Raw genomic sequence first — 25,535 nt, 5'->3', positions numbered from 1 at the left:
CCCGGGCGTGTCAGCGGGCGGTGAGGCCGCGCCGGGTGGAGACGCCGGCCGGCAGCGCGTTCAACGCCGCCCAGGAGAGCGACCCGCGCCGGGCCCCCCGGTAGTCGGCCTGCGCCGGGAACCGCCCGGCGGCCTCGACGGCCTGCCAGCGCTGCTCGGCGTCCTGCTGGTACCGGTCATTCGGCTGATTCGGCATGACCATTACCGTCCCAGAGAAACTTGTACATGTATGGAAATGAATATGACGCGGGATCGATGCGTCAGGTTCCCGTGGCCGGCAACCGGACCACGAATCGGCAGCCGTCGGTGATGTTCTGGACATCTACCCGCCCGCCGTGCGCCTCAATCAGCCCGCGCACGATGGCCAGCCCCAGCCCGCCCGAACCGCCGTCGTCGGCGGCGCGTGGGGTCCGCGCCGGCTCGCCCCGGAACGCCACGTCGAAGACCCGGGGCAGGTCGCGCTCCGGGATCCCGCCGCAGGTGTCCGCGACGGCCAGCCAGGCGGTGTCGGCGTCCCGGCCGGCGTCCACGCGGACGGTGCCGTCCTCCGGCGTGTAGCGGATCGCGTTGAGCAGCAGGTTCCCGACCACCCGGGCCAGCTCCGGCTCGCTGGCGGTCACCGTCGGCCAGCCCGACTCCGGGGCGAGCAGCCGGATGCGGCGCGCCGCGGCGAGCGGCGCGGTGCCGGCCAGGGCGTCGGAGACCACGTCGCCGAGCGGCACCGCGGACAGCGACAGCCGCAGCGCGCCGGCGTTGATCCGGGACAGCTCGAACAGGTCGTCGACCAGCCGGGTCATCCGGTCGGTCTCCACCCGGATCCGGCGGTGGTACTCGGCCACCGTCGCCGGGTCGTCCACCACCCCGTCCTCCAGCGCCTCGGCCATCGCCCGCAGCCCGGCGAGCGGGGTGCGCAGGTCGTGCGAGACCCAGGCGACCAGGTCGCGGCGTCCCTTCTCGATCCGGCGCTCCCGCTCCCGCGCCTGGTCGGCCCAGACGGCCGCGGCGGCCAGCCGGCGACCGAACAGCCAGCCGACGGCGAGGCTCACCACCGCGGCGGCGGACACCGTGGTCAGCACCACTTCGAGGTCGTGCGGGGAGAGGAACATCGCCTCGGCGACCACCGCCACCCCGGCGGCCACAGCGCCGACCGTCATGGCGAGCAGCACGGAGATGTGCACGGTGATCGACCGGCCCCGCAGCGCCCGCAGCGCCACGGCGCCGGCCAGCCCGACGGCGAGCGCCGCGACCAGGGCCGCCCCGAAGATCAGCGCGAGGTCACGCATCGGCCGGCTCGTACCGGTAGCCGACGCCCCAGACGGTGACGATCCGGCGGGGCGTGGCCGGATCGGCCTCGATCTTCTCCCGGAGCCGTCGCACGTGCACGGTCACCGTCGACTGGTCGCCGAAGCGCCACCCCCAGACCCGCTCCAGCAGCTCGGCCCGCCGGAACGCCCGCGCCGGGTGCCGCATCAGGTGCGCCAGCAGGTCGAACTCGCGCAGGGTCAGGGTCAGCTCCCGGCCGTGCAACCGGGCCACCCGGGGGCCGGTCGCCACCTCCAGGCCGCCGTCGACGAGCAGTTCGGGGGGTACGCCGGCCGGGTCGCCGCCGGCCCGGCGCAGCACCGAGCGGACCCGCAGCACCAGCTCGCGGGGGGAGAAGGGCTTGCTCAGGTAGTCGTCCGCGCCCAGTTGCAGGCCGAGGATCCGGTCGGCCTCGTCGCCGCGGGCGGTGAGCATGACGATGGGTACGCCGTCCGGCCGCTCCCGCAGCCGCCGGCAGACCTCCAGCCCGTCCAGCACCGGCAGCATGAGGTCGAGCACCACGAGTTGGGGCTGCTGACGGGCCACGGCGGCCAGCGCGGCGGCCCCGTCCCCGACGTGGCCGACCTCGTAGCCGGCGTGCTCCAGGTAGCGGCAGACCACGTCGGCGACCGTCCGGTCGTCGTCGACCACCAGCACCCGTTGCGCCACGGCGCACCTCCCCGTACCCGGAGGTCAGCGTAGCCACGGGCGGGTAGTCGATCTATTGCCGAGTTCTTACGGCGCCGGGCGGGCGCATCCGGCGCGCCGGACCGGCGCGGCGGGCGTACCGTGATCACGTGCTCGACCGGCGATTGTTCCTGCACCTGGCGACCTGGTTGGGGCAGTGGCCGGCCGGTCCCGGGCTGCACGTGGTCCGGTCGCACCGGCGGGCCCGGCCGGCCTGGGACGGCCGGCTGCGCCCGGCCGTCGCGGTCGCCTCACCGGAGTGCGCGCTCCTGTCGGTGCCGCCGGACCGGGCCGCCGCGATCCGGGACCTGGTGCGGGAGCGGCCCGGCGGAAGCCTGCTGCCCGCTCTCCCGGCGGCGGTCGGCACGCCGCAGTTCACCACCCACGCCGGGCTGTTCCGGTGGAGCACCGCCCCGGCGCCGCTGCCGGACGTCGGCGAGTGGGTCGCGCCGACCGCGCCCGGGCTGCCGCCGTGGCTGCGGCTGTTCGACCGGGAGGTGCTGGTGGTCCGGGACGCCGACGGGGCGTACCAGGCGGGTGCGGGGATCAAGCGGCACGACGCGTACGGGCACGAACTGGCGGTGGGCACGGCGCCGGCGGCGCGCGGGCGCGGGCTGGCGCGGCGGCTGGTCGCCCAGGCGGCCCGGCGGGTGCTGGACGAGGGCGCGGTCCCCACGTACCTGCACGAGCACGGCAACCAGGCCTCGGCGCGGGTGGCCGAGGCGGCCGGCTTTCCGGACCGGGGTTGGACCTCGTACGGGGTCTTCCCGCGCTGAGGCGGGCGCGGACCGTGGATCCCGGGCCGGATCCACGGTCCGCGGCCTCTCCTCCCAGGTCCCGACCCTGGTAACGCTATGTGTCCATCGCGTGTCGAGCAAGGGGTGAAGGGCTGGTGACCCCTGTCCGGTTACGGACTTGACCTGCGATTCAGTCTGCCGGGGTGGCCGGGGCGGTCAGTGACGCAATGTGTGGATCAAGGCGACGACCTGGCGGGTCACGGGGCGCAGCACCCGGAGCCGGGACAGCCCCACCAGCCGGTCGACCAGCGGGACCGCGCCGTCGATGAGCTGGCGGGTCTTGGCCTGGCCGGGGGAGCGGTCGTGCACCCAGTAGAGGACCACGCCCATGTAGCCGAGCCAGAGCAGCTCCGGCAGGGGTTCGCGCAGCTCTGCGTCCACCTTGGTGGCCGAGCCCTCCAGCACCTCGCGGAAGAGCGCGACCGACGCCTCCCGCGCGCCGGACGACTCGGCCGAGAACGGGCTGAGCGGCGAGGTGGGCTCGGCCGCCGTCTTGAAGAAGCTGGCGGCGAACGAGTGGTACGGCGTCAGCACGTCCACCCCGGCGTGCAGCACGGCGGCCAGCCGGGCGGCGAAGTCCCGCTCCCGGGCCAGCGCCGGCGCGGCCACCACCTGGTGTTCGCGCTGGGTGTCCGCGTAGAACTCCTGGATCAGGTGTTCCTTGGAGCCGAAGTAGTAGTAGGCGTTGCCCACCGCCACGCCGGCCTCCTGGGCGATGGCGCGCATGGTGGTGCGCGCGTATCCCCGCTCGCGGAACAGCCGCATGGCGGTGTCCAGGATCAGCTGGCGGGTCTGCTCACCCCGGGCCGTCGCCCCGGTGCTCGGGCCGTCCGCAGCGGTCGTCGGCGCACTCTGCTCGGTCATCGTCGTCACCGTATCCCGGGTCCGGCCGGGGTTCCCGGACCAGCTCACGTACCGCGGAGGCGGTCGTCACCATCCGCCGGGCCAGCGGCAGCAGGTGCGGGCGGGCCAGCCGCTCGGCCGTCCCGCGGTGGTCGGCCAGGGCCCAGAGGCAGGCGAACCAGGCGCCGTCGCCCGCGTAGACCGCGCCGGTGTCGGCCACCACGGTCAGGTCCCGCAGCGTGGCGTCGTGGTCGAGCCCGGGGAAGCGCCGCCGGGCCTCCGCCGACCCGGCCGGCACGAACTCCAGGGGTACGAGCTGGGCGCGGGACGCGAGCCACTGCCGGGCGGCCCGGCAGAGCGGGCAGTGCGCGTCGTAGAGAACGGTGAACCCGCGGATCCCACCGGCCCCGTGCCCGGTGGGATCCGTCGGGCGCCCGCCCGGGGCGAGCGTCATCGTGGCGGGACGGGCGGCGTCTGTCCCGGCGTGGGTCCGGCCGGCGCCGGTCCGGCCGGGTTGGCCGGTCGGGAGCCGCCCTGCGGCAGGAGGTAGCCGACCGGGGCGAGCGGCGGGTGCGCGGCCGCCTGCTGACGCAGCCGCCCGCGCCGGTAGCGGCCGAGCGCGAAGACGTTGAAGAAGTGCAGCGCGCCGAGGACCAGCAGCACGAGGCCCACCTTCATGGAGAGCTGTTCCAGCGCCTGGCTGGTGTCGCCCACCGGGTCGGCCTCCTTCATGGCGACCGTGACGTAGCCGAGGTTGAGCAGGTAGAAGCCGACCACCAGCAGGCTGTTGACCGCGTCGGCCAGCCGCTTGTCGGCGAAGACGTCCTCCAGGAACACCAGCCCGTTGCGGGACAGCGCCCGGGCCACCCAGACGGTCAGCCCGATGCTGACCGTGAGGTAGGCCAGGTACATCCAGACCTTCGCATCCATCGCCGTCGCCTCTCTTGAACGCGTTCAAATCGAAGTCCGGCTCAGCGTACGACAGGATTTGAACGTGTTCAAGAGAGGCGTCCGTCGCGCCGATCCCGGCCGGCCGGTAGGGTCGCCACGGCGTCGACGGAGCGGACGGGTGGGTCATGGAGATCGGTACGCGGGACGCGGGGGCGGGCCGGCTGGTCCTCAGCCCGGTCGGCGACCTCGACATGGCCGGGGTGCCGGCGTTCGACCGGGCGCTCGACGGCGTGCTGGACCGGCCGGGCCTGCTGGAGGTCGTGGTCGATCTCGGTGGTGTCGCCTTCCTCGACTCGACCGGGGTGGCCGCCCTGCTGCGCGGCGCCGCGGAGGCGGTCGGCCGCGGCGCGACGCTCCGGGTGGCCGACCCTCAGCCTCTGGTGGCCCGGGTGCTGCGGATCACCGCGGTCGACGTCCTGCTCGGCTGGCCGGGCGGACGGGACGACGACGGCACCACCGTGGAACCCGGCTGGCGCCGCCTCCGCTGACCGGCCTCAGGGCTCCATCCGGGCCGCCGCCGCGCCGGACCACTCCACCAGCACCATGCTGGCGTCGTCGCGGGACGCGGTGCCGCGGTGCGCGGTCACGGCGCGGCTCAGCCGGCGCAGCGTCTCCGCCGCGGGCAGCTCCGAGCCGATGTGCCGCTCGGCCAGATCGGCCAGCCGGGACAGTCCGAACATCTCCCCGGCCGCGTCGCGGGCCTCGGTCACGCCGTCGGTGTAGAGCAGCAGCCGGTCCTCCGGCTCCAGTCGGGCCTCGCCCGGCTCGCCACCGGGCACGTTCAGTCCGAGCGGCGGGCGCCGGCCACCGGTCAGGGCCCGCACGGCTCGTCCCCGGCGTAGCAGCACCGGGGCGGGATGGCCGGCGTTGACGTACCGGACCAGGCCGGTGTCGACCTCGACCTCGGCCAGGACGGCGGTCACGAACCGTCCGTCCCGCCACTGGCTGAGCAGGGCCGCGTCGACCGCGGCGACCTGCTCGGCGAGCCCGCCGCCGGTGCGCCGGGCGGCCCGCAGGGCGGCGAGCGCCACCGAGGTGGTCAACGTCGCGGGCAGCCCGTGCCCGACCCCGTCCAGCACCGCCAGCGCGAGCCGGCCGCCGTCCAGCGCGTAGTCGAACGCGTCCCCGCCCACCTCGTAGCAGGGCTCCAGGATCGCGCTGACGACGACCGTGTCGATGGCGAAGGTGAGCGGGGGGAGCTGTTGCCAGAGCAGCTCGGCGGAGACCGCCATGGGCTGGCTGCGCCGGACGCGCTGGAGGCCGTCGCCGTACGGGGACTTGCTGGTCACCAGGTGCCCGACGAGGCCGGCGATCGTCCGGCAGCCGTCCCGGAGGGCGGGATCGTCCGGGTCCGCCCCGGCCGGCAACCGGACCTCCAGCAGGCCCAGCCGCTCGGTCCCGTTGACCACCGGCACCCAGAGCCGGCCGTCCTGCCCGGTGCGCACCCGCACCTCGCTGTAGGCGCGGCCCGGCAGGCTGGCGTCGATCGGCAGCGGATCCGGCAGCGGCCGACCCGGCTCGGGCAGCGGGCGCAGCAGCTCCTGCTCGACGTCCACCACGTACGTGGTCACGGTCACGCCGAGGTCGCGCACCGCCGCGGTCACGGCCGCGGGCACCGCGTCCGGGGGCACCCGGTGGGACCGCGAGGCAAGGTCGGCCACTGCCCGGTGCCAGGAGTCGGTTGGGCTCATCCGACACGTGTACCCCGGAACGCGACCCGGCAGACCTCAGCCGGACAGACCGAGCACCTGTGCCGCCGCCCGCCCGTTGGCGTGGCTGGCGCCGTACGTGGTGACGAAGGCCCGCGCCCCGGTCGGCCGCCAGCCGCCCGGCCAGCCCATCTCCACCACCGTCACCGGGTGCGTGGCGGCCAGCGCGTCGACCAGATCCCGCGCCCCGGGCAGCCGGTGCAGGTGCCGGCCGACCAGCACGATGGGCCGCTTCCCGGCGAGCCGGCGCAGCTCGTCCGGGTCGGTCTCGCCGGCGACCGCGCGGACCTCCTCGGCCCCGGCCAGGTGCGGACCCAGCCCCCACGGCACCCGCCCCTCGGCGATGGTGGAGGTGGCGTGCACCTGCACCACCAGCGGAGCGGTGAGGCCGGCGACGTCGCCCTCGACGCGTACGGCGCGCAGGGCGGCCGCGTAGCCGAGGCCGTCCGGGGTGCTGGCCGCGGTGCCGCCCGCGGCCGTCCAGGCGGTCAGCTCGGCGGCCCGGCCGGCGGCCTCCTCGACCCGGGCCCGGTCCAGCCGGCCGTCGGCGAGGGCGGCCACGATCTCCTCGACGACGTGCGCCACCAGGTCGGCGTCGACCCTGGCGCCGATGCAGAGCAGGTCCGCCCCGGCGGCCAGGGCGCGGACCGCGGCGGGTCCCACCCCGCCGGCGGCCAGCGCGGCGCCCTTCATCTCCAGCGCGTCGGTGATCACGGCGCCGGTGAAGCCGTACTCGTGGCGCAGCAGGTCGACCAGGACCGCCCGGCTGAACGTGGCGGGACCGTCGCCGGTCAGGGCGGGCACCCGGATGTGCGCGGTCATGACGGCGCGTACGCCGGCGTCGACCACCGCGGCGAACGGCGGCAGGTCGCGCTCGCGCAGCACGGCCGGAGGCACGTCGACGGTGGGCAGCTCGTAGTGGGAGTCGGCGACCGTCGCGCCGTGCCCGGGGAAGTGCTTGGCGCAGGCGGCCACCCCGGCGGACTGGAGGCCGGCGACCGCGGCGGCCGAGTGGGCGGCCACCCGGGCCGGGTCGGCGCCGAACGAGCGGGTGCCGATCACCGGGTTCTCGTCGGCGGTGTTCACGTCGACGGTCGGCGCGAGGTCCAGGTTGAGGCCGAGGGCGGCCAGCTCGGCGCCGATCGCGGCGTAGACCTGGCGGGTCAGGGTCACGTCGTCGACCGCGCCGAGGGCGGCGTTGCCCGGGTACGGGCTGCCGGTGGCGTGCGCCAGCCGGGTGACGTCCCCGCCCTCCTCGTCGATCGCGATGAGCACGTCCGGGCGGCCGGCGCGCAGCGCCTCGGTGGCCGCCGCCACCTGGGCCGGGTCGTGGATGTTGGTGCCGAACAGGGTGTGCCCGGCGAGCCCCTCGGCGAGCAGGTCGACCGCCCAGTTGGGCGGGACGGGGCCGGGGTACGCCGCCAGCAGCGTGCCCAGCGCGAGCCGACGGAGTCCTGGATCCAACCCCACGAGTAGCCCCTTTCCCTGCCGGGTCGTCCGACGACCCCGGATCGGGGTGGCCGATACGCTAACGGACACCCCTCGGCAGGCGTTTTGTGGTTAGCAAACTTTACTGAAAATAGAGGACGTGGCATGAGTGCGACCCGGCTGCCCGGCACCCCCCGACTGTTGCGGGCGCTCAACGACCGCGCGGCGCTGGAGCTGCTGCTCGAGCAGGGGCCGTTGACCCGGGCGCGGATCGGGGAGCTGACCGGGCTGTCCAAGGTCACCGCGTCGCAGCTGGTCGAACGGCTGGAGGAGCGCGGCCTGGTCACCCGGGTCGGCGAGCAGGCCGGCGGGCGGGGCCCGAACGCCCAGCTCTACGCGGTCCGCCCGGGCAGCGCGTACGTGGTCGGCGTGGACGTCGGCGCCGAGCGGGTGGTGGCCGCCTGCGCCGACATCACCGGGGTGGTGGCCGGCCGCGTCGAGCAGTCCACGAAGGACACCGACGACCCGGTCGGCGTGGTGCACAACGCGGTGGTCCAGGCCGCCAGCAGCGCCGGCGCGGAGCTGTCCAGCGTGCGTCGGATCGTGCTCGGCACCCCGGGTCTCGTCGACCCGCGCACCGGCGACATCACCTTCGCGTTCAACCTGCCGCGCTGGCACAGCGGCCTGCTCGCGGCGCTCCGGGAGGACCTGCACACCCCGGTGGTCTTCGAGAACGACGTGAACCTCGCCGCCGTGGCCGAGGCGCAGTCCGGCGCGGCGCAGGGCACGGCGGACTTCGTGCTCGTCTGGCTGGACGCCGGTGTGGGTCTGGCCATCATGCTGGGCGGGCGGCTGCACCACGGCAGCAGCGGGGCGGCCGGCGAGATCGGCTACCTGCCGGTGCCCGGCGTACCCATCCCGCGCGACGTGTCGAAGCGGGCCAAGCCGGCGTTCCAGCAGCTCGCCGGGGCCGACGCGGTCCGCGCGGTGGCCGCCGAGCACGGCTTCGCGGCGGACGGCGCGGCCGACGCGGTGCGCGCCGCCATCGCCGCCGGCACGGCGGGCAGCCCGGTGCTGGACGAGCTGGCCCGCCGGCTGGCGCTCGGCGTGGCGAGCACCTGCGTGGTGCTCGACCCGCCGCTGGTGGTGCTGGCCGGCGAGGTGGGGCAGGCCGGCGGGGCGGCGCTGGCCGAGCGGGTGCAGCACGAGGTCGCCGCGATCACCCTGGTCCGGCCGCGGGTGGTGAGCACCGGGCTGACCGAGGAGCCGATCCTGCGCGGCGCACTGCGCACGGCCCTGGACGCGGTGCGCGACGAGGTGTTCGGCTCGACGGTCGGCTGACCGCCGGCCCGTCGTCGCCCCGGCCGCCATGTGAAGGAATTCTTCACGAGGTGATGGGACTCTGCAAGGAGTTGCCGGTGCGGCCCGCGATCCGGGGCCGCACCGGCGCCCCTCAGATCAGGTCGCGACGGCGGAACGCCGTGAAGGCCCCTACCGTCAGCGCGGCGGTCAGGGCGAGCAGGACCACCAGCCCCGGCGCCCAGCCCAGCGAGTAGTAACCGTCGCAGAAGCCCGCGATGTCGCCGGAGCAGGCGTCGTTGTCCCAGAACCGTGCCTCGCCGCTGAGCCAGGCGGCCAGGTAGCTGGAGAGCATGAACCGGTCCGGGCGGGTCACCGAGAGGATCTGGAACACCAGCCGCGCGCCCAGCTCCCACACCACCAGGTAGGCGGCCACCGTGCCGAGCGCCGCCGAGGTGTGCCGGCCGAGCGTGGCCAGGGCGAAGCCGAGCGCCGCGGCGAGCAGCACCAGCACCAGCCCGCGCACCCAGACGGCCGCGAGCGACGACCAGAACGCGCCGCCCGTCCGGCCGGTCAGCCCGGACGCCTCGCCGATCAGCCAGAACACCCCCAGGTACGCCACCGACGCCAGCGCGGAGAGCCCGAGCAGCCCGCCGAGCAGCGTGCCCAGCTTGGCGCCGAGCACGGCGAGCCGGCGCGGCCGCCAGAGCAGCAGGTTGACCACGCCGCCCGAGTTCAGGTCGGCGCCGATGTAGGAGGCGCCGACCAGGAAACCGAACATGGCCAGGAACGCGATCAGGAAGTAGAGCAGCGGCTCGGCCTCGTTGGCGAAGACGAACACCCCGCTGAGGTAGTCGGAGGGGGCCGGCAGCTTCTCCATCCGCGCCGGGTCGATCTGCGCGCAGTCCCGGGGCAGGTAGTCGTTCTCGTCGGGGGTCACCGTGCCCGCCTTGATCCGCAGGCAGCGGTCGTGCGCCAGTTCCAGGTTGCGCACCTCGTCGGCGGCCTGCGCCTGGGCCCGGATCCGCTCCCCCTCGGTGGGGCGGTGCGAACCGGCCAGCGTGGTCGCCACGGTCACCGCGAAGGCGACCACCAGCAGCAGCAGCATGAGCTGCACGAAACGGCGGGCGGCCAGCCGCTCCAGCTCGGCACGGACCAGGTTCACGCGTCCACCTCCCGGCTCTCCCGGACGTCCAGGTCGATCACTCCGTCGCGCGGCGGGGCCCCGTCCACCTGGCGGGGCAGCGCCGGGTGCGGGTGGTCGCCGGTCAGCTCCAGGAAGACGCTCTCCAGGTCCGGCCGGAGCGGGACCAGCTCGCGCACCCAGAGGCCCTGCTCGCCCAGCGTGCGGCTGATCAGTTCGGGGTCGACGACCCCGGTCACCACCAGGTGCTCCGGGTACGCGGTCACCGACAGGCCGGCGCGGCCGAGCAGCTCCACGGCCCGCTCGGGCTCGGCCACCCGGACCTGCCACTGGTGCTGGTCGAAGCCGGCCAGCACCTGCTCCACCGGCCCGTACGCGACCCGCCGACCCCGGCTGATGATCGTCACGTGGTCGCAGATGAGCTGGATCTCGGCCAGGATGTGGCTGGAGAGCAGCACGGTCACCCCGGCCGCGGCGAGCGACCGCATGAGATCGCGCATCTCCCGGATGCCCGCCGGGTCCAGGCCGTTCGCCGGCTCGTCCAGGATCAGCAGCTCCGGGTCCTTGAGCAGCGCCGAGGCGACCGCCAGCCGCTGCTTCATGCCCAGCGAGTAGCCCTTCACCCGCTCGTCGCCCCGGTCCCGCAGGCCGACCTGCTCCAGCACCTCGTCGACCCGGGTGGTGGGCACGCCGCCGGCCAGCGCCAGCAGCCGCAGCGTCTTGTTGGCGGTGAAGTTGCCGAAGAACTGGGGGCTCTCCACGATCGCGCCGACCCGCCCGGCCACCTCGGCCAGCCGCTCCGGGGAGTCGGCCCCGAGCACGCGCATCCGGCCCGCGTCGGCCCGGACCAGCCCGAGCAGGGCGCGCAGCGTGGTGGTCTTCCCGGAGCCGTTCGGCCCGAGGAAGCCGTGCACCTGCCCGCTCTCGACCAGCAGGTCGAAGCCGTCGACGGCGACCCGGCGCCCCTGACGCAGGGTGTGGAACGTCTTGCGGAGACCGGCGATCTCGATGACCGCGCTCATCCGCACGCCTTTCGGCAGCGGTCGCGCATGAGGCGTCCTCCCGGAGTGGTGGCCAACGACACGGCGCCCCACCCTATGGCCGCGACGACGCCCGTGGGGGGCACCGGGCCGGCTGCGTGGTTGGATGGGAACCGTGACTGGTGACCTGATCCCCGGCGCCGCCGGCGCCCCCGCCCCCGCACCCGTGGACGCGGATCTGGTGGTCAGCCTCGACGGCGTCGGCGTCAAGCGGTCCGGCAGCGCGCTGCTCCAGGACGTCGACTGGCGGGTCGAGCTGGACGAACGCTGGGTGGTGCTCGGCCCGAACGGCGCCGGCAAGACCACCCTGCTCAACCTGGCCGCCGGCCGGCTGCACCCGACCACCGGCGTGGCCCACGTGCTCGGCGAGCGGATCGGTCGCACCGACGTCAACGAGCTGCGCACCCGGATCGGCCTCTCCACCGCCACCCTCGCCGAGCGGATCCCCGCCGACGAGCGGGTCACCGACGTCGTGGTGACCGCCGCCTGGTCGGTGGTCGGTCGCTGGCGGGAGAGCTACGACCGCACCGACGAGTCCCGGGCCCGCGCGCTGCTCGGCCAGCTCGGCGTCGCCCACCTCGCCGAGCGCACGTACGGCACGCTCTCCGAGGGCGAGCGCAAGCGGGTGCAGATCGCCCGGGCCCTGATGACCGACCCGGAGCTGCTGCTGCTCGACGAGCCGGCCGCCGGGCTCGACCTGGGCGGCCGGGAGGACCTGGTCGCCCGGCTCGCCGAGCTGGCGTACGACCCGGACGCCCCGGCCATGGTGCTGGTCACCCACCACGTCGAGGAGATCCCGCCGGGCTTCACCCACGCGCTGCTGCTGCGCGAGGGCGGCGTCGTGGCGCAGGGCCTGCTCGCCGAGACCCTCACGGCCGACAACCTGTCGAAGACGTTCGGCCTGCCGCTGGTCGTGTCGCGGGCCGGCGAGCGCTGGACCGCGCGCGCCGCCTGAGCCCGACGGGAGACGGCGCCGTGCAGCAGACCCGGGTCGCCGTGGTGGGCAGCGCGAACATGGACCTGGTCGGCACCGCCCCCGCGCTGCCCCGGCCGGGGGAGACCGTGCTCGGCAGCGACTTCGTCATGCTGCCCGGCGGCAAGGGCGCCAACCAGGCCGTCGCCGCCGTGCGCGCCGGCGCGTCCTGCGTCTTCCTCGGCGCGATCGGCTCGGACGCCTTCGGGGTCACCCTCCGGGCCCGGATCACCGCGGCCGGCGTCGACACCGCCCACCTCCGGGTGGTGTACGGCTCCTCCGGCGTCGCCCTGGTCATGGTGGGCGGCGCGGGGGAGAACGCCATCCTCGTCACGCCCGGCGCCAACGAGGCGTTCACCGGCCTCACCGACGACGAGCTGGCCGCCGTGCGCGAGGCGGACGTGCTGGTCGCGCAGCTGGAGGTGCCGGTCGAGACGGTGACCGCGGCGGCGCTGGCGGCCCGGTCGGCCGACACCCGGGTGGTGCTCAACGCGGCGCCCGCCCGGCCGGTGCCGGCGGAACTGCTGGCCGCGGTCGACCTGCTGGTGGTCAACGAGACGGAGGCGCACGCGCTCACCGGCCGGGGCGCCGACGAGCCGACGGCGCTGCTGGAACTGGTGCCCCGCGCGGTGCTCACCCTCGGCGGCCAGGGCGCCTGGTACGTCGAACGCGACCGGCCGGCCGTGCACGTGCCGGCCGTGAAGGTCGACGTGGTCGACACCACGGCCGCCGGTGACGCCTTCACGGCCGCGCTGGCGGTGGCCTGGGGCGAGGGGCGCGAACTGGTCGAGGCCGTGCACTGGGCGGCGGCGGCCGGGGCGGCCTGCGTCCGCAAGCTGGGCGCCTCGGTGGCGCTGCCCCGCCGGGTGGAGATCGACGAGCTGTTCAGCCGGCCGGCCTGACCTCAGGCCGCGCCGGCCGGAACGCCCGCCGGTACGCCGACGGCGACGTCCGCATGGCGCGGCCGAAGTGGTGCCGGTAGGTGACCGGGCTGTCGAAGCCGACCGCCGCCGCGATCTCGGCCACCGGGGCGTCGGTCGTCTCCAGCAGCGCCAGGCTGGCCCGCACCCGCTGGTCGATGAGCCAGCGGATCGGGCTGGTGCCGGTGGCCCGGGCGAAGTGCCGCAGGTAGCTGCGGGTCGACAGGTGCGCCTGCCGGGCCAGCGCCGCCACGGTCAGCGGCTCGGCCAGGTGGCGGACCGCCCAGGCCAGGCTCGCGGCGATCGAGTGGTCGTCCGGGTCCACACTCACCGGCGCCTCGATGAACTGCGCCTGCCCGCCGTCGCGGTGCGGCGGGATCACCAGTCGGCGGGCCACCGCGTTCGCCACCGCCGCGCCGAGGTCGCGCCGGACCACGTGCACGCAGAGGTCCAGCCCGGCGGCGCTGCCCGCACTGGTGAGGATGTCGCCGTCGTCCAGGTAGAGCACGTCGGGGTCGACCGTGACCGCCGGGTGGCGGCGGGCCAGCACGTCGGCGTACCGCCAGTGGGTGGTGGCCCGCCGGCCGTCGAGGAGGCCGGCGCCGGCCAGGGCGAAGGCGCCGGAGCAGATCGACATGAGCCGGGCGCCCCGGCGGTGCGCCCGGCGCAGCGCGCCCACCAGCTCCGGCGAGGGGTCGACGGTCACGTCCGGCACCCCGGGCAGGATCACCGTGCCGGCCTCCGCGAGGGTCTCCAGGCCGTACGGGGTGTGCAGGGCGGCCCCGCCGACGACGGGCACCGCGCCGGGGCGCTCCGCGCAGACGGTGAGCCGGTACCAGTCCACCTCCAGCTCGGGCCGGGGCAGCCCGAACACCTCGGTCACGATGCCGGTCTCGAAGACCGACATCCCCGGGTACGCGAGCACCGCCACGGTCCGGTCGACGGAGGTCATGGCGGGATGTTAGCGAAGGACGGCGATCACGCCACTCCCGCCGGTGTCCCGGCGGGCCGCAGGATCGGCACATGACCTTCTCCGTGCCGCCGGCCGACCCGGCGACCGCCGCCGCCCACTTCCACGCCCGACTCAGCTTCGAGACCGACGTCAGCGATGTGCACGCCGCCCTGGAGGCGGGCACGCCCGGACTGGTGGTGGTCGACTCGCGGGGCGACGCCGCGTGGCGGCAGGGCCACCTGCCGGGCGCCCTGCACCTGCCCACCGCCGAGATCGCCGCCCGCGGCGCCGAGCTCGTGCCGGCCGGGTCGACGGTGGTGACGTACTGCTGGGGGCCGGGCTGCAACGGCGCCACCCGGGCGGCGCTGGAGTTCGCCCGGCTCGGCCGGCCCGTGAAGGAGATGATCGGCGGCTTCGAGTACTGGGCGCGGGAGGGGCTGCCGGTGGTCACCCCGACCGGCACGGTGCGCCGCCGGGTGGACGAGCTGACCGCGCCCCGGTCGGCGGTCGCCTGCGACTGCTGACCGTCAGTCGACGGGCTCGTCGGTCAGGCGTTCGCCCCGGCGACGCAGCATGCCCAGCCCGGGGATGCCGGCCACGGCCAGCTTGAGGTCCCGGGTGACGTCCAGCAGGTCGTGCAGGTCCGGGCCGACCCGGTCCAGCGTGGCCAGGATCGGCAGCACGTCCGAGGTGAGGTGCTCCTTCAGCTTCGGCAGCTCGTCGACCAGCCGGATCGCCGCGGTCACCTCCTCCGGGCTGAGCTGCTCGATGAACCGGGTCGCCATGGGCGCGGCCCGGCGCAGCGCCGGCTCGTACGCGCCCAGCAGCTCGGCGGCGGTGCCGGCCGCCTCCTCGGCGGCGACCACCGTGCCGGCGGCCCGGGCGGCCACCGCGTCGGCCTCGGCGACCAGGGCACCCGCCGCCCGGGCCACCCGGTCGGCCTCGCCCACCACGACGGCGGCGGCCGTGGCGACGCTGGTGGCGCTCTCGATCGCCTCGGTGGCGGCGGCGCTGATCACGCCGACCTCCCGGACCGCGGCCTCCGCGTCGTCGAGCACCCGGTCCGTGCGGTCCAGGGTGCCCTCGATGCGGTCGACCACCCCGTTGATCCGCCGCAGCAGCGTCTCCACCTCGTCGAGCACCGCGAAGGCGCGGGCCGGCACGGCGGCGAACGCGGCGGCCGAGCCGAACGCCTGGTCCAGCGCGGAACGGGTGAGCCCGACGACGGCGCCGGGACGGGGGAGGGGAATCGCCATGCCACCCAGTGTGCGTCCCGCCGGCCAGGACCGCCGGGTGGCGGCGGGGCGGCCACCGTCACACCCGGGCCGTCAGCGGCGGTCGCCCTGCTGTTCGACGGCACGCTGCACGGCCCGGTAGATCTGCCCGAACCGGAGCGCGTCGGGGGTGCGCAGCAGCAGCTCCTCCCGCCCGTGGTGCTGCACCCACAGCTCGTGCACCCGGTTGCCCCGCTCGTAGGAGCGGTCCAACCAGCCCAGCGGCACCTCCAGGAACGGGGTCAGGGCCAGCCCGACCACCACGAACGCCGCCACGATGACCAGCGCCAGCTTCCAGTCGCCCCGGTCCTGCGCGGCCCAGGCCAGCGAGAGCACGCAGACCAGCGCCACGAGCGGCGGCAGCGACAGCAGCAGGACCAGCACCCCGCGCCCCAGGACCCGGCCCCGGACCGCCAGGGTGGTGGCGCCGCGGGCGTGCCAGACGTACGTGACGTCGGCGAGCGCGACGACGTGCCCGCCCGCGTGGATGGCCTCGGAGGTGACCTGTACCGCGTCGTCCCGGTAATAGAGGGTCATCACTCAGCCTAACCACCCGCGGTCCAGAGGGGACGGTGCGGCGAGCGCCGCCGGGGTAGCGTCCCGGCATGGCGGACCGGAGTGGGATCGAGGCTGGCACCGAGCAGGAGCGCAACATCGAGGTGGTCCGGCGGTACCTGCGGACCTTCGTCACCAAGGACCTTGCCGAGCTGGCCGAGGTGGTCGCCGAGGACGTGGAGATCTACGGCTCCGGCACGGCGGTGCGCGGCCGGCGCTACCCCGAGGCGGCCGTCTCCTCGCCGGGGTTGACCGTGCTCGACCAGCAGATCCTGGAGATCTTCGCGGCCGAGGACCGGGTGGTGGTGTCGATGGCGCAGACCTACCGGCGGGACGCGACCGGCGCGACCACGGTGCAGAGCGCCTGCAAGATGTACCGGCTGGCCGGCGGGCGGATCGTCCAGTTCTGGGGCGAGCAGGACACCTACGGCCTGCTGCGTGGCCTCGGGTTGCTGCCCGACGAGCCGATCGCCTTTTGAGTCGCGGGCGCGCTCTCGATGGCGCGCTGCACCGCCCGGTAGATCTGGCCGAAGCGCAGCGCGTCGCCGGTGTGCAGCAGCCGCACCGGCTGGCCCCGCCAGCGCGCCCACATCTCCCACTCCCGGCTGCCCCGGGCGTACGACCGGTCGAGGTGTTCGAAGAGCACGTCGGCGAGCGGCCCGACGCCGAGGCCGACCAGCACGGACGCGCCGACGATGGCGATCGTGACCACGGCGGAGCGGTGCAGCCAGACCGCCAGCCCGATGCCGAGCACGGCGGCCACCAGCGGGCCGGCGAGGGCCGCCCCGATCGCGCCCCGGCCGGCGAGCACCCGCCAGGAGCGGTTGCCCCGGCGGTGCCACACCATGCCCAGCTCGGCCAGGGGGTAGGTGCGCCCGTCGACGCGGACGGCGGTGGAGGTGACCCGGACCGAGCGGTCGTCGTAGTAGGTGATCATGGCCTCACTCCCGGTGCGACCTGGGGCCGTCGACACCACACTGTCTACCCCAACGACCCTGGTCGTAAGGTTGGCACGCGACTTCGACGAGGAAGTGAGGGCAGCGTGGGCGAGTTCGTCAGGCTGGAAGTGAAGGACGGCATCGGCACCATCCGGCTGGAGCGGCCGCCGATGAACGCGCTGAACACCCAGGTGCAGGAGGAGTTGCGCGCCGCCGCCGCGGCGGCCACCGCCGACGCGGAGGTCCGCGCGGTCATCGTGTACGGCGGCGAGAAGGTCTTCGCCGCCGGGGCGGACATCAAGGAGATGGCCGACATGTCCTACGTGGACATGGCCGACCGGGCCGCCGATCTGTCGAGCGCGCTGGGCGCGATCGCCCGGATCCCCAAGCCGGTGGTCGCCGCGATCACCGGGTACGCCCTCGGTGGCGGCTGCGAGCTGGCCCTGGCCTGCGACTGGCGGATCGTCGCCGAGGACGCCAAGCTCGGCCAGCCGGAGATCAAGCTCGGCATCATCCCGGGCGCCGGCGGCACCCAGCGGCTCGCCCGCCTGGTGGGCCCGGCCCGCGCCAAGGACCTGATCATGACCGGCCGGATGGTCGACGCCGAGGAGGCGCTGCGGATCGGCCTGGCCGACCGGGTGGTCCCGGCCGCCGAGGTCTACGAGGCCGCCGTCGCCTACGTGAAGCCGTACCTGACCGGCCCGGTGCAGGCGCTGCGGGCGGCCAAGCTGGCCGTCGACGGCGGCCTGGACATGGACCTCAACTCCGGCCTGGCCTGGGAGAGCCAGCTCTTCGCGGCGCTGTTCGCCACCGACGACCGGCGTGAGGGCATGGCGGCGTTCGTGGAGAAGCGCAAGCCGGGATTCACCGGCCGCTGAACCGCCGGCCCGGGTCGGCGGCCCACCCGCCGCCGACCCGAGAACGGTTCACATCCCGCCTACCGGCCAGTAGCGTGTGACTCCGGTCATGACGAAGGGAAGTGGCGATGACGGAACGGGTCGAGGGGCACGGCGGCGAACTGGCGCTCGCGGCGCTGCGCGCGCACGGCGTACGGGAGATGTTCACCCTCTCCGGCGGGCACGTCTTCCCGCTCTACGACGCCGCGCACAAGACCGGCTTCCCGATCTACGACGTCCGGCACGAGCAGTCCGCCGTCTTCGCCGCCGAGGCGGTGGCGAAGCTCCAGCGCCGCCCCGGCCTGGCCGTGCTCACCGCCGGCCCCGGCGTCACCAACGGCGTCTCCGGCCTGACCAGCGCGTTCTTCAACGCCTCGCCGGTGCTGGTGCTGGGCGGTCGGGCCCCGCAGTTCCGCTGGGGCTCCGGCAGCCTCCAGGAGATGGACCACCTGCCGCTGGTCGCCCCGGTCACCAAGCACGCCGAGACCGTGTTCGGCGCCGACGACATCCCGCGCGCGGTCACCGCGGCGCTCACCGCCGCGCTCACCCCGCACCGCGGCCCGGCCTTCCTCGACTTCCCCCTGGAGGCGGTCTTCTCGGTCGGCGAGGCCGACCTGCCCACGGTCGCCCCGCCGGCCCCGATCGAGGCCGACCCGGACGAGGTCGCGAAGGCCGCCGCCCTGATCGCCGGCGCGTCCCGGCCGGTGATCATCGCCGGGTCCGACGTGTACGCGGGCGACGCCGTCGAGGCGCTGCGGGCCGCCGCCGAGTCCCTCCAGGTGCCGGTCTTCACCAACGGCATGGGCCGGGGCGCGCTGCCGCCGGAGCACCCGCTCGCCTTCGCCAAGGCCCGCCGGGTCGCCCTCAAGGGCGCCGACCTGGTCGTGGTCGTCGGCACCCCGCTCGACTTCCGGCTCGCCTTCGGCGACTTCGGCGACGCGCGGGTCGTGCACGTGGTGGACGCCCCCAGCCAGCGCGCCGGGCACGTCCAGCCGGCCGCCGCCCCCGCCGGTGACCTCCGGCTGATCCTCACCGCGTTCGCCGAGCACCCCGGCGACCGGGCCGACCACGCCGACTGGATCGCGCAGCTGCGCACGGCCGAGGACGCCGCGAAGGCCCGCGACGCGGCGGAGATGGCCGCCGAGACCGACCCGATCCGCCCGGCCCGGGTCTACGGCGAGCTGCGCAAGGTGCTCGCCCCGGACGCCATCACCATCGGCGACGGCGGCGACTTCGTCTCGTACGCCGGGAAGTACCTGGAGCCCGCCCAGCCCGGCACCTGGCTCGACCCCGGCCCGTACGGCTGCCTGGGCACCGGCATGGGCTACGCCATGGGCGCCCGGGTCAGCCACCCCGACCGGCAGATCTGCGTCCTCATGGGCGACGGCGCGGCCGGCTTCTCGCTGATGGACGTGGAGTCCCTGGCCCGCCAGCGGCTCCCCGTGGTGATCGTGGTCGGCAACAACGGCATCTGGGGCCTGGAGAAGCACCCCATGCGGGCCATGTACGGCTACGACGTGGCCGCCGACCTCCAGCCCGGGCTGCGCTACGACAAGGTGGTCGAGGCGCTCGGCGGCGCCGGCGAGACGGTGGAGAAGGCCGCCGACCTCGGCCCGGCCCTGTCCCGCGCCTTCGACGCCGGCGTGCCGTACCTGGTCAACGTGCTGACCGACGCGGCCGACGCGTACCCCCGCTCGTCGAACCTGGCCTGACCTCGACACCGCGACCGCGGGCGGCGCTCAGACCTCCGGCCGGTCCCGATCGTCCTGCCCGCGGCGCAGCTCCTCCTCGCGCCGGCGCAGGTCGTCCTCCCAACGCCGGAGGCGCTCCTGGTCCTCGTTGCGGGAGCGCTCGGCGAGCGAGGAGAGGAACTCGGGGTCGTCGTCCGGCGCGACCGGCCGCCGGCGGTGCTGCTCGGAGAAACCGTTCCCCATCGGCCAGGCGGTGCGGGCCGGCCGGGGGCCCGCCTCACGGCCGGCGACGAACCAGGCGATCGAGCCGACCAGCGGGAAGAACAGGATGATGAGCACCCAGGCGATCCGGGGCAGCGCGCGGATCTCCCCCTCCTCGGCGGAGAGGCAACTGATCAGCGCGCAGACGGCGAGCACGATCTGGGCCAGGAAGAGCAGCCCGTAGAGGCGAACCATGCCGGACATCATGGCGCACGGGGGACGGTCAGCGCAGCCCGCGCAGCACGCGGAGCACGCCGATCAGCGCCAGCCCGGCCGCCGCCAGCGCGGTCAGGGGGATCGACCAGCGCTGCCCGGCCCGCGGCCCGGCGCCGGTGGCCCGGCGCCAGTCGACCACGAGGACGCCCAGCCAGATGGCCACCGCCAGCCCGGCCAGCAGCGCGTCGAACACGCGGCCCGTGAACGCCAGCCGGAGCTCCAGCACCAGGATCGCGGTGACCGCGAGCAGCGTCCGCCGCCAGGCCAGCCGGGTGCGTTCCGGTTGCAGTCCGGGGTCGCGGCTCACCCGAGGCCCCGGGCCAGCACGGCGGCCACCAGCAGCAGCGCGCCCAGCGCGACGACCAGGGCCAGCATGGCCGGGAAGCGGGAGGCGGGCAGTTCCTCGCCCAGCCGGATGGCCCGCTCGGTGCGGGCCCAGTGGTCCACCGCCCGGACCGCCACCGCGGCGCCGAGCAGCAGCAACGCGACGGCGATCACCTCGCGCAGGTGGGCCAGGGGGAGCGGGGGGAGGAACTGCGCGGCGGCCAGCCCGCCCGCGATCAGCGCGAGCCCGGTGCGCAGCCAGGCCAGGAACGTGCGCTCGTTGGCCAGCGAGAAGCGGTAGTCCGGGGTGCTGCCGACCGACCGCAGCTCGCGCGGGTCGAACCACCGCCTGATCGTCTCCCACACGGAGCCGATTATCCGCTTTGCCCGGTGCCTAGCCTGAAGGGATGACCGATCTTGACGCGCGGAGCCTGCGCGACGCCTACGACACCCAGATCCGCCCGGAGATCCCGGACCCGCTGCCGGCCGGGGTGACCGTCGACCGCGACGGCCCGCTGGTCCGGATCCTCGGCCTGGACCACCGCGGCTTCATCACGTACCGGACGCTGGACGGGCTAACCGGCGCTGAGCTGGACGCCCTGATCGCCCGGCAGGTCGAGTTCTTCCGCGCCCGGGGCGAGGGGGCCGAGTGGAAGCTCAACGGGCACGACGAGCCGGCCGACCTGGGTGATCGGCTGCGCGCCGCCGGCTTCGTGCCGGAGGACCTGGAGACCGTCGTGGTCGGCCCGGTCGCGGCCCTGGCCGCCGCCGTCCCGGTGCTGCCCGAGGGGGTACGCCTGCGCGAGGTCACCAGCCGGGAGGACCTGGAACGGATCGCCGCCATGGAGGAGGCGGTCTGGAATGAGGACCGGAGCCACCTGGTGACCGGGCTGGCCAAGGAGGTCGAGGCCGACCCGCAGTCGATCACGATCGTGGTGGCCGAGGCGGGCGACACCGTGGTCAGCGCCGGTTGGGTGCGCTACCTGCGCAACACCGGTTTCGCCACGCTGTGGGGCGGCTCGACCCTGCCGGAGTGGCGGCGCAAGGGCGTCTACCGGGCGCTGGTGGCGTACCGGGCGCGGCTGGCCGAGCAGCGCGGCAAGACGCTGGTGCAGGTGGACTGCTCGCCGGACAGCCGGCCGATCCTGGAGCGGCTCGGGCTCGTTGCGGTCACCACGGCCACCCCCTACGTCTACACTCCGTGATCATGGAGCGGTTGACGGCGGACGAGCAGCTCACCCTCAAGACCGGCGCCTTCGGGGCCGTGTTCCTGGTGTCCAACGCCGTGCCCGGGATGCTGGCCATGGTGCGGGAGAGCATCGCCGCGTCCGGGGCGCTGGGCGACGCCAGCGGGGTGGTCAAGGAGGCGCTCACCACCGGCCCGCTGCCGCAGTTGCCGCGGGACTCGGCGCTGGAGATCGAGGCGACCGTGCTGCCGGCGCTGGGCCGGGCCGTGGAGATCCTGCGGGCCAAGTCGCCGGGGGACGTCCAGGCGTACCGGTCGGTGGTGCTGGCCGCGGCCGACCGCGTGGCGCAGGCCCACCGGGGGATCGCGCCCGCCGAGGCGGCGGTGATCGACAAGATCAGGCACGCGCTGGCCGAGCCCGCCTGACCGGCTCGGCCGACCAGACCGCCCGCACGCTGGCGCGGACGCAGCGGTCACGGACCCGGCCGCAGGCGCACCGGTAGGTGTCCGCCAGCATCCGGCGGCAGGCCCGGGAGGCGGGAGGCGAGCCGGCGGCCGCCTCCCGCACCTCCGTCGAAACGCGCTTTTCCGACATATCCGTCACCTCCCTGTTTCGGGAGCTTACCCGGCGCGACGGCCTGCGGTGAGCTGTGTCACTCTGGGGCCCCGGGGAGCGGATGCTACTTGCGGGTAACATTGCCTCCGTGGGCAACTGCACAGCCCCGCGCGGTTGACCGAACGTTAAGTCACGCGCGAGGCTGCGCCCGTGACCGGGCGAGTGATCGCTACACCAAACAGGAGGGTCGTCGAAGCGCGATGAACATCGTCGTACTCGTCAAGCAGGTGCCCGATTCGGGCGCGGACCGCAACCTGCGTCCTGACGACAACACCGTCGACCGCGGTTCGGCGAACAACGTCATCAACGAGATGGACGAGTACGCCATCGAGGAGGCGCTGAAGATCAAGGAGGCGCACGGCGGCGAGGTCACCGTCCTGACCATGGGTCCGGACCGGGCGACCGAGTCGATCCGCAAGGCGCTCTCCATGGGGCCGGACAAGGCCGTGCACGTGGTGGACGACGCGCTGCACGGGTCCTGCGCCGTGGCCACCTCGAAGGTGCTCGCCGCCGCCCTCGGTCAGCTCGGCGCCGACCTGGTCATCTGCGGTGCGGAGTCGACCGACGGCCGGGTCCAGGTCATGCCGCACATGATCGCCGAGCGGCTGGGCGTGGCCGCCCTGACCGGCGCGCGCAAGCTCACCGTCGACGGCGCCACCCTGACCGTCGAGCGGCAGACCGAGGAGGGCTACGAGGTGGTCACCGCCTCGACCCCGGCCGTCGTCTCCGTCTGGGACACCATCAACGAGCCGCGCTACCCGTCCTTCAAGGGCATCATGGCCGCGAAGAAGAAGCCGGTGCAGACGCTCTCCCTCGGTGACCTCGGCGTCGCCCCCGCCGAGGTGGGCTTCGACGGCGCCACCAGCGCCGTGCTCGAGCACTCCAAGCGCCCGCCGCGCTCCGGCGGCGAGAAGATCACCGACGAGGGCGAGGGCGGCGTGAAGCTGGTCGAGTTCCTCGCCACCGAGAAGTTCGTGTGAGAGGTCTGGACATGTCTGAGGTTCTCGTCGTCGTCGAAGCCACCAAGGAATTCGGCGTCAAGAAGGTCACCCTGGAGATGCTCACCCTCGCCCGCGAGCTGGGCACCCCGAGCGCGGTCGTGCTCGGTGGCGCCGGCGCCGCCGAGGCGCTGAGCGCCAAGCTGGGCGAGTACGGCGCGGAGAAGGTCTACGCCGCCGAGGGCGAGGAGATCGACGGCTACCTGGTGGCCCCCAAGGCCACCGTGCTGGCCGAGCTGGTACGCCGGGTGCAGCCGGCCGCCGTGCTGCTCGCCTCCTCCCAGGAGGGCAAGGAGATCGCCGCCCGACTGGCCGTCAAGCTGGACAACGGCATCCTGACCGACGTGGTGGCCCTGGCCGCCGACGGCACCGCCACCCAGGTCGCCTTCGCCGGCTCCACCATCGTCAAGTCCAAGGTCACCAAGGGCCTGCCGCTGGTCACCGTCCGGCCCAACTCGCTCAACCCGACCCCGGCCGCGGCCACCCCGGCCGTCGAGCAGCTCACCGTGTCGGTCTCCGACGCCGACAAGCTGGCCAAGGTCGTCGAGCGGGTCGCCGAGCAGAAGGGCTCCCGCCCCGAGCTCACCGAGGCGTCGGTCGTCGTCTCCGGCGGCCGCGGCGTCGGCAACGCCGACAACTTCAAGCTGGTCGAGGAGCTGGCCGACCTGCTCGGCGGCGCGGTCGGCGCGTCCCGCGCGGCGGTCGACTCCGGCTTCTACCCGCACCAGTTCCAGGTGGGCCAGACCGGCAAGACCGTCTCCCCGCAGCTCTACGTCGCGCTGGGCATCTCCGGCGCGATCCAGCACCGGGCCGGCATGCAGACCTCGAAGACCATCGTCGCCGTGAACAAGGACGGCGAGGCGCCGATCTTCGAGCTGGCCGACTTCGGCGTGGTCGGCGACCTGTTCAAGGTCGTCCCGCAGGCCGCCGAGGAGATCCGCAAGCGCAAGTGACCCCCGTCACGACACGAGCCGCCGTCCGGTGATCCGGGCGGCGGCTCGCGTGTGTCGCGGACCCTTCCGTGCGGTGGAAGGGAGCTGATCGGCGGGCCGGGGAGCTGAGCCGGCCCGCCGATCAGCCCGTCAGGGTGCCCCTCGGCGGACCGTCGCCGGAGTGGGCGGGCTCGTTGTCGAACTGTTCGGGGGCATCGGCAGCAACTGGTCTCCCGACGCCGTGCTCAGCGTACCCAAGGACAACACCCGCATCGTCCGGGGATCGGCCACATCTCGGAAGTACCCGGGAACGCCCGGGAGATTCGCCCGGTGCGGTCCGATGTGGCTCTGCGGCCCCGCCCCGCCGGGACGGGCGGTCCGGCATCCGGCGGCACCCCCGTCGGCCGTTAGGCTGAACGGTGATGGCATACCTGGATCACGCGGCGACGACCCCGATGCTCGACGAGGCACTCGAGGCGTACGTCGCCACGGCCCGCGAGGTGGGCAACGCGTCGTCGCTGCACGCGGCGGGCCGGCGCGCCCGGCGGCGGGTGGAGGAGTCCCGCGAGCGGGTGGCCGCCGTTCTCGGCGCCCGCCCGTCCGAGGTGATCTTCACCGGGGGCGGCACGGAGAGCGACAACCTCGCCGTCAAGGGCATCTTCTGGGCCCGCCGCGCCGCCCGGGCCGAGCGGATCCGGGTGGTCTCCAGCGCCGTCGAGCACCACGCCGTGCTGGACGCGGTGGACTGGCTGGCCGGGCACGAGGGCGCCGAGGTCGGCTGGTTGCCGGTCGACGCCGCCGGCCGGCTCGACCCGGAGCGGCTGCGCGCCGAACTGGCCGCGCACGGCGACCGGGTGGCCCTGGTCACCGCGATGTGGGCCAACAACGAGGTGGGCACCGTGCAGCCGGTGGCCGAGCTGGCCGCGGTCGCCGCCGAGCACGGCGTGCCCTTCCACACCGACGCCATCCAGGCGGTCGGCCAGGTGCCGGTCGACTTCGCCGCCAGCGGCGTGGCGGCGCTCACCGTCACCGGCCACAAGCTCGGCGGCCCGACCGGGGTCGGCGCGCTGCTGCTGGCCCGCGACGTCGCCGCCACCCCGCTGCTGCACGGCGGCGGCCAGGAGCGCGACGTGCGCTCCGGCACCCTCGACACCGCCGGCATCGTCGCCTTCGCGGTCGCCGTGGAGGCCGCGGTGAAGGGCCAGCAGGAGTACGCGGCCCGGGTCGCCGCGCTCCGCGACGACCTGGTCGAGCGGGTCCGGCAGGCGGTCCCCGAGGTGATCTTCAACGGCGACCCGACCGACCGGCTCCCCGGCAACGCGCACTTCTCCTTCCCGGGCTCCGAGGGGGACGCGCTGCTGCTGCTCCTCGACGCCCAGGGCATCGCCTGCTCGACCGGCTCGGCCTGCTCGGCCGGGGTGGCCCAGCCCTCCCACGTGCTGCTGGCCATGGGCGCCGACGACGACCGGGCCCGCTCGTCGCTGCGCTTCACCCTCGGCCACACCAGCACCAAGGCGGAGGTGGACGCCCTCATCGCCGCGCTGCCGGGCGCCGTGGAGCGGGCCCGCCGCGCGGCCGCCCTCCGCGCCCCCCGCTGACCCGG

The 25,535-nt window shown here is 74.9% G+C and carries 30 protein-coding genes and 1 pseudogene; 14 read left to right on the top strand and 17 right to left on the bottom strand.

All coding sequences use genetic code 11. The features are described from left to right. Positions 1–10: 10 nt before the first annotated feature. The 3 genes from FXF50_RS10965 to FXF50_RS10955 form a co-directional block, all read right to left on the bottom strand. Positions 11–196, bottom strand: a complete 186-nt coding sequence (locus FXF50_RS10965; RefSeq protein ID WP_148427108.1) for a DNA repair protein — start codon at positions 194–196, stop codon at positions 11–13. Positions 197–260: 64 nt separating this feature from the next. Next, entirely contained in the window at positions 261–1,283 is a 1,023-nt protein-coding gene (locus tag FXF50_RS10960; protein WP_148427107.1) for a sensor histidine kinase KdpD, read from the bottom strand. After that, positions 1,276–1,971 (bottom strand): response regulator transcription factor, encoded by a 696-nt coding sequence (locus FXF50_RS10955; protein ID WP_148427106.1) that lies wholly within the window; start codon positions 1,969–1,971, stop codon positions 1,276–1,278. The genes FXF50_RS10960 and FXF50_RS10955 overlap by 8 nt, the downstream gene beginning before the upstream one ends. A 128-nt stretch (positions 1,972–2,099) precedes the next feature. On the opposite strand from FXF50_RS10955, the gene FXF50_RS10950 reads away from it, so the two are divergent. Further along, a complete protein-coding gene (locus tag FXF50_RS10950) occupies positions 2,100–2,765 on the top strand; it encodes a GNAT family N-acetyltransferase (RefSeq protein ID WP_148427105.1) in 666 nt (221 codons plus the stop codon). Between the two features lie 177 nt (positions 2,766–2,942). On the opposite strand, the gene FXF50_RS10945 is transcribed toward FXF50_RS10950, so the two are convergent. Genes FXF50_RS10945 through FXF50_RS10935 form a run of 3 tightly spaced genes read right to left on the bottom strand, consistent with a single transcriptional unit; the run spans position 2,943 to position 4,559 of the window. Continuing rightward, the gene (locus FXF50_RS10945; protein WP_148427104.1) at positions 2,943–3,650 is read right to left on the bottom strand and encodes a TetR/AcrR family transcriptional regulator; all 708 of its coding nucleotides are present in this window, start codon (positions 3,648–3,650) and stop codon (positions 2,943–2,945) included. Continuing rightward, the gene (locus FXF50_RS10940; protein WP_148427103.1) at positions 3,583–4,083 is read right to left on the bottom strand and encodes a thiol-disulfide oxidoreductase DCC family protein; all 501 of its coding nucleotides are present in this window, start codon (positions 4,081–4,083) and stop codon (positions 3,583–3,585) included. The genes FXF50_RS10945 and FXF50_RS10940 overlap by 68 nt, the downstream gene beginning before the upstream one ends. After that, entirely contained in the window at positions 4,080–4,559 is a 480-nt protein-coding gene (locus FXF50_RS10935; RefSeq protein WP_148427102.1) for a hypothetical protein, read from the bottom strand. Before FXF50_RS10935 ends, FXF50_RS10940 begins: the two co-directional genes overlap by 4 nt. A 146-nt stretch (positions 4,560–4,705) precedes the next feature. Here FXF50_RS10935 and FXF50_RS10930 point away from each other — a divergent pair, with 146 nt between their 5' ends. After that, a complete protein-coding gene (locus FXF50_RS10930; protein WP_148427101.1) occupies positions 4,706–5,068 on the top strand; it encodes an STAS domain-containing protein in 363 nt (120 codons plus the stop codon). A 6-nt stretch (positions 5,069–5,074) separates the two neighbouring features. Here FXF50_RS10930 and FXF50_RS10925 read toward each other — a convergent pair whose 3' ends face one another. After that, positions 5,075–6,271, bottom strand: a complete 1,197-nt coding sequence (locus tag FXF50_RS10925) for a PP2C family protein-serine/threonine phosphatase (RefSeq protein WP_148427100.1) — start codon at positions 6,269–6,271, stop codon at positions 5,075–5,077. A 36-nt stretch (positions 6,272–6,307) separates the two neighbouring features. Continuing rightward, positions 6,308–7,759, bottom strand: coding sequence for a glycoside hydrolase family 3 N-terminal domain-containing protein (locus tag FXF50_RS10920; RefSeq protein ID WP_148427099.1), 1,452 nt, complete (start codon positions 7,757–7,759; stop codon positions 6,308–6,310). 123 nt (positions 7,760–7,882) lie between these two features. On the opposite strand from FXF50_RS10920, the gene FXF50_RS10915 reads away from it, so the two are divergent. Then, the gene (locus tag FXF50_RS10915; RefSeq protein WP_148427098.1) at positions 7,883–9,058 is read left to right on the top strand and encodes an ROK family transcriptional regulator; all 1,176 of its coding nucleotides are present in this window, start codon (positions 7,883–7,885) and stop codon (positions 9,056–9,058) included. Positions 9,059–9,170: 112 nt separating this feature from the next. On the opposite strand, the gene FXF50_RS10910 is transcribed toward FXF50_RS10915, so the two are convergent. Beyond that, positions 9,171–10,181 carry an ABC transporter permease subunit gene (locus tag FXF50_RS10910; protein ID WP_148427097.1) on the bottom strand — a complete coding sequence of 337 codons (1,011 nt, stop codon included), beginning with the start codon at positions 10,179–10,181 and terminating at the stop codon, positions 9,171–9,173. After that, positions 10,178–11,182 (bottom strand): ABC transporter ATP-binding protein, encoded by a 1,005-nt coding sequence (locus tag FXF50_RS10905; RefSeq protein ID WP_148427096.1) that lies wholly within the window; start codon positions 11,180–11,182, stop codon positions 10,178–10,180. The genes FXF50_RS10910 and FXF50_RS10905 overlap by 4 nt, the downstream gene beginning before the upstream one ends. A gap of 75 nt (positions 11,183–11,257) precedes the next feature. Here FXF50_RS10905 and FXF50_RS10900 point away from each other — a divergent pair. Together FXF50_RS10900 and FXF50_RS10895 are read left to right on the top strand one after the other, a co-directional pair. Then, positions 11,258–12,155: pseudogene (locus tag FXF50_RS10900) on the top strand (ABC transporter ATP-binding protein). Between the two features lie 20 nt (positions 12,156–12,175). Then, complete coding sequence (locus tag FXF50_RS10895; protein ID WP_148427094.1) at positions 12,176–13,075, top strand: ribokinase; 900 nt, start codon at positions 12,176–12,178, stop codon at positions 13,073–13,075. On the opposite strand, the gene FXF50_RS10890 is transcribed toward FXF50_RS10895, so the two are convergent. Continuing rightward, a complete protein-coding gene (locus FXF50_RS10890; protein WP_148427093.1) occupies positions 13,059–14,045 on the bottom strand; it encodes a helix-turn-helix domain-containing protein in 987 nt (328 codons plus the stop codon). The genes FXF50_RS10895 and FXF50_RS10890 overlap by 17 nt on opposite strands. A 71-nt stretch (positions 14,046–14,116) precedes the next feature. On the opposite strand from FXF50_RS10890, the gene FXF50_RS10885 reads away from it, so the two are divergent. Further along, positions 14,117–14,569: a rhodanese-like domain-containing protein gene (locus tag FXF50_RS10885; protein WP_148427092.1), complete on the top strand. Its 453-nt coding sequence runs from the start codon at positions 14,117–14,119 to the stop codon at positions 14,567–14,569. 3 nt (positions 14,570–14,572) lie between these two features. Here FXF50_RS10885 and FXF50_RS10880 read toward each other — a convergent pair whose 3' ends face one another. Both FXF50_RS10880 and FXF50_RS10875 read right to left on the bottom strand, forming a co-directional pair. After that, entirely contained in the window at positions 14,573–15,301 is a 729-nt protein-coding gene (locus FXF50_RS10880; protein ID WP_148427091.1) for a hypothetical protein, read from the bottom strand. A gap of 72 nt (positions 15,302–15,373) precedes the next feature. After that, positions 15,374–15,856, bottom strand: a complete 483-nt coding sequence (locus FXF50_RS10875; RefSeq protein ID WP_148427090.1) for a DUF6232 family protein — start codon at positions 15,854–15,856, stop codon at positions 15,374–15,376. Positions 15,857–15,924: 68 nt separating this feature from the next. Between FXF50_RS10875 and FXF50_RS10870 the strand changes: the two genes are divergently transcribed. Beyond that, a complete protein-coding gene (locus FXF50_RS10870; protein WP_148427089.1) occupies positions 15,925–16,353 on the top strand; it encodes a nuclear transport factor 2 family protein in 429 nt (142 codons plus the stop codon). Here FXF50_RS10870 and FXF50_RS10865 read toward each other — a convergent pair. Then, a complete protein-coding gene (locus tag FXF50_RS10865) occupies positions 16,299–16,811 on the bottom strand; it encodes a DUF6232 family protein (protein WP_148427088.1) in 513 nt (170 codons plus the stop codon). The genes FXF50_RS10870 and FXF50_RS10865 overlap by 55 nt on opposite strands. Positions 16,812–16,916: 105 nt before the next feature. Between FXF50_RS10865 and FXF50_RS10860 the strand changes: the two genes are divergently transcribed. Then, positions 16,917–17,690 (top strand): enoyl-CoA hydratase-related protein, encoded by a 774-nt coding sequence (locus tag FXF50_RS10860; protein WP_107077603.1) that lies wholly within the window; start codon positions 16,917–16,919, stop codon positions 17,688–17,690. A gap of 107 nt (positions 17,691–17,797) precedes the next feature. Then, complete coding sequence (locus tag FXF50_RS10855) at positions 17,798–19,420, top strand: acetolactate synthase (protein WP_148427087.1); 1,623 nt, start codon at positions 17,798–17,800, stop codon at positions 19,418–19,420. A 27-nt stretch (positions 19,421–19,447) separates the two neighbouring features. Here the strand turns inward: FXF50_RS10855 and FXF50_RS10850 are convergent, their stop codons facing one another. The 3 genes from FXF50_RS10850 to FXF50_RS10840 are packed head-to-tail and all read right to left on the bottom strand — an operon-like array spanning position 19,448 to position 20,566. Further along, complete coding sequence (locus FXF50_RS10850) at positions 19,448–19,855, bottom strand: PLD nuclease N-terminal domain-containing protein (RefSeq protein ID WP_148427086.1); 408 nt, start codon at positions 19,853–19,855, stop codon at positions 19,448–19,450. A gap of 28 nt (positions 19,856–19,883) precedes the next feature. Continuing rightward, positions 19,884–20,183, bottom strand: coding sequence for a DUF202 domain-containing protein (locus tag FXF50_RS10845; protein WP_148427085.1), 300 nt, complete (start codon positions 20,181–20,183; stop codon positions 19,884–19,886). Then, positions 20,180–20,566 (bottom strand): DUF202 domain-containing protein, encoded by a 387-nt coding sequence (locus tag FXF50_RS10840; protein WP_148427084.1) that lies wholly within the window; start codon positions 20,564–20,566, stop codon positions 20,180–20,182. The genes FXF50_RS10845 and FXF50_RS10840 overlap by 4 nt, the downstream gene beginning before the upstream one ends. 41 nt (positions 20,567–20,607) lie before the next feature. On the opposite strand from FXF50_RS10840, the gene FXF50_RS10835 reads away from it, so the two are divergent. The 5 genes from FXF50_RS10835 to FXF50_RS10815 all read left to right on the top strand — a co-directional run bounded on the left by FXF50_RS10835 (position 20,608) and on the right by FXF50_RS10815 (position 25,530). Further along, complete coding sequence (locus FXF50_RS10835) at positions 20,608–21,405, top strand: GNAT family N-acetyltransferase (protein ID WP_148427083.1); 798 nt, start codon at positions 20,608–20,610, stop codon at positions 21,403–21,405. 2 nt (positions 21,406–21,407) lie between these two features. Further along, complete coding sequence (locus FXF50_RS10830; protein ID WP_148427082.1) at positions 21,408–21,812, top strand: hypothetical protein; 405 nt, start codon at positions 21,408–21,410, stop codon at positions 21,810–21,812. 390 nt (positions 21,813–22,202) lie between these two features. After that, positions 22,203–22,982 carry an electron transfer flavoprotein subunit beta/FixA family protein gene (locus FXF50_RS10825; RefSeq protein WP_148427081.1) on the top strand — a complete coding sequence of 260 codons (780 nt, stop codon included), beginning with the start codon at positions 22,203–22,205 and terminating at the stop codon, positions 22,980–22,982. 11 nt (positions 22,983–22,993) lie between these two features. Then, positions 22,994–23,953: an electron transfer flavoprotein subunit alpha/FixB family protein gene (locus FXF50_RS10820; RefSeq protein ID WP_148427080.1), complete on the top strand. Its 960-nt coding sequence runs from the start codon at positions 22,994–22,996 to the stop codon at positions 23,951–23,953. Positions 23,954–24,354: 401 nt separating this feature from the next. Beyond that, a complete protein-coding gene (locus FXF50_RS10815) occupies positions 24,355–25,530 on the top strand; it encodes a cysteine desulfurase family protein (protein ID WP_148427079.1) in 1,176 nt (391 codons plus the stop codon). Positions 25,531–25,535: the final 5 nt, after the last annotated feature.

The organism is Micromonospora sp. AP08 (assembly GCF_008085935.1).
Taxonomy (GTDB): Bacteria; Actinomycetota; Actinomycetes; order Mycobacteriales; family Micromonosporaceae; genus Micromonospora; species Micromonospora chersina.
Note: the sequence above shows the minus strand (reverse complement) of the source record. Positions and strands in the feature narration are given on the sequence as shown.

What these genes read in the sequence shown, in the direction of transcription:
- FXF50_RS10965 (WP_148427108.1), bottom strand. Translation starts at nt 196, where the DNA reads ATGCCGAATCAGCCGAATGACCGGTACCAGCAGGACGCCGAGCAGCGC.
- FXF50_RS10960 (WP_148427107.1), bottom strand. Translation starts at nt 1,283, where the DNA reads ATGCGTGACCTCGCGCTGATCTTCGGGGCGGCCCTGGTCGCGGCGCTC.
- FXF50_RS10945 (WP_148427104.1), bottom strand. Translation starts at nt 3,650, where the DNA reads ATGACCGAGCAGAGTGCGCCGACGACCGCTGCGGACGGCCCGAGCACC.
- FXF50_RS10940 (WP_148427103.1), bottom strand. Translation starts at nt 4,083, where the DNA reads ATGACGCTCGCCCCGGGCGGGCGCCCGACGGATCCCACCGGGCACGGG.
- FXF50_RS10935 (WP_148427102.1), bottom strand. Translation starts at nt 4,559, where the DNA reads ATGGATGCGAAGGTCTGGATGTACCTGGCCTACCTCACGGTCAGCATC.
- FXF50_RS10930 (WP_148427101.1), top strand. Translation starts at nt 4,706, where the DNA reads ATGGAGATCGGTACGCGGGACGCGGGGGCGGGCCGGCTGGTCCTCAGC.
- FXF50_RS10925 (WP_148427100.1), bottom strand. Translation starts at nt 6,271, where the DNA reads ATGAGCCCAACCGACTCCTGGCACCGGGCAGTGGCCGACCTTGCCTCG.
- FXF50_RS10915 (WP_148427098.1), top strand. Translation starts at nt 7,883, where the DNA reads ATGAGTGCGACCCGGCTGCCCGGCACCCCCCGACTGTTGCGGGCGCTC.
- FXF50_RS10905 (WP_148427096.1), bottom strand. Translation starts at nt 11,182, where the DNA reads ATGAGCGCGGTCATCGAGATCGCCGGTCTCCGCAAGACGTTCCACACC.
- FXF50_RS10890 (WP_148427093.1), bottom strand. Translation starts at nt 14,045, where the DNA reads ATGACCTCCGTCGACCGGACCGTGGCGGTGCTCGCGTACCCGGGGATG.
- FXF50_RS10885 (WP_148427092.1), top strand. Translation starts at nt 14,117, where the DNA reads ATGACCTTCTCCGTGCCGCCGGCCGACCCGGCGACCGCCGCCGCCCAC.
- FXF50_RS10880 (WP_148427091.1), bottom strand. Translation starts at nt 15,301, where the DNA reads ATGGCGATTCCCCTCCCCCGTCCCGGCGCCGTCGTCGGGCTCACCCGT.
- FXF50_RS10875 (WP_148427090.1), bottom strand. Translation starts at nt 15,856, where the DNA reads ATGACCCTCTATTACCGGGACGACGCGGTACAGGTCACCTCCGAGGCC.
- FXF50_RS10870 (WP_148427089.1), top strand. Translation starts at nt 15,925, where the DNA reads ATGGCGGACCGGAGTGGGATCGAGGCTGGCACCGAGCAGGAGCGCAAC.
- FXF50_RS10865 (WP_148427088.1), bottom strand. Translation starts at nt 16,811, where the DNA reads ATGATCACCTACTACGACGACCGCTCGGTCCGGGTCACCTCCACCGCC.
- FXF50_RS10855 (WP_148427087.1), top strand. Translation starts at nt 17,798, where the DNA reads ATGACGGAACGGGTCGAGGGGCACGGCGGCGAACTGGCGCTCGCGGCG.
- FXF50_RS10850 (WP_148427086.1), bottom strand. Translation starts at nt 19,855, where the DNA reads ATGGTTCGCCTCTACGGGCTGCTCTTCCTGGCCCAGATCGTGCTCGCC.
- FXF50_RS10835 (WP_148427083.1), top strand. Translation starts at nt 20,608, where the DNA reads ATGACCGATCTTGACGCGCGGAGCCTGCGCGACGCCTACGACACCCAG.
- FXF50_RS10830 (WP_148427082.1), top strand. Translation starts at nt 21,408, where the DNA reads ATGGAGCGGTTGACGGCGGACGAGCAGCTCACCCTCAAGACCGGCGCC.
- FXF50_RS10825 (WP_148427081.1), top strand. Translation starts at nt 22,203, where the DNA reads ATGAACATCGTCGTACTCGTCAAGCAGGTGCCCGATTCGGGCGCGGAC.
- FXF50_RS10820 (WP_148427080.1), top strand. Translation starts at nt 22,994, where the DNA reads ATGTCTGAGGTTCTCGTCGTCGTCGAAGCCACCAAGGAATTCGGCGTC.
- FXF50_RS10815 (WP_148427079.1), top strand. Translation starts at nt 24,355, where the DNA reads ATGGCATACCTGGATCACGCGGCGACGACCCCGATGCTCGACGAGGCA.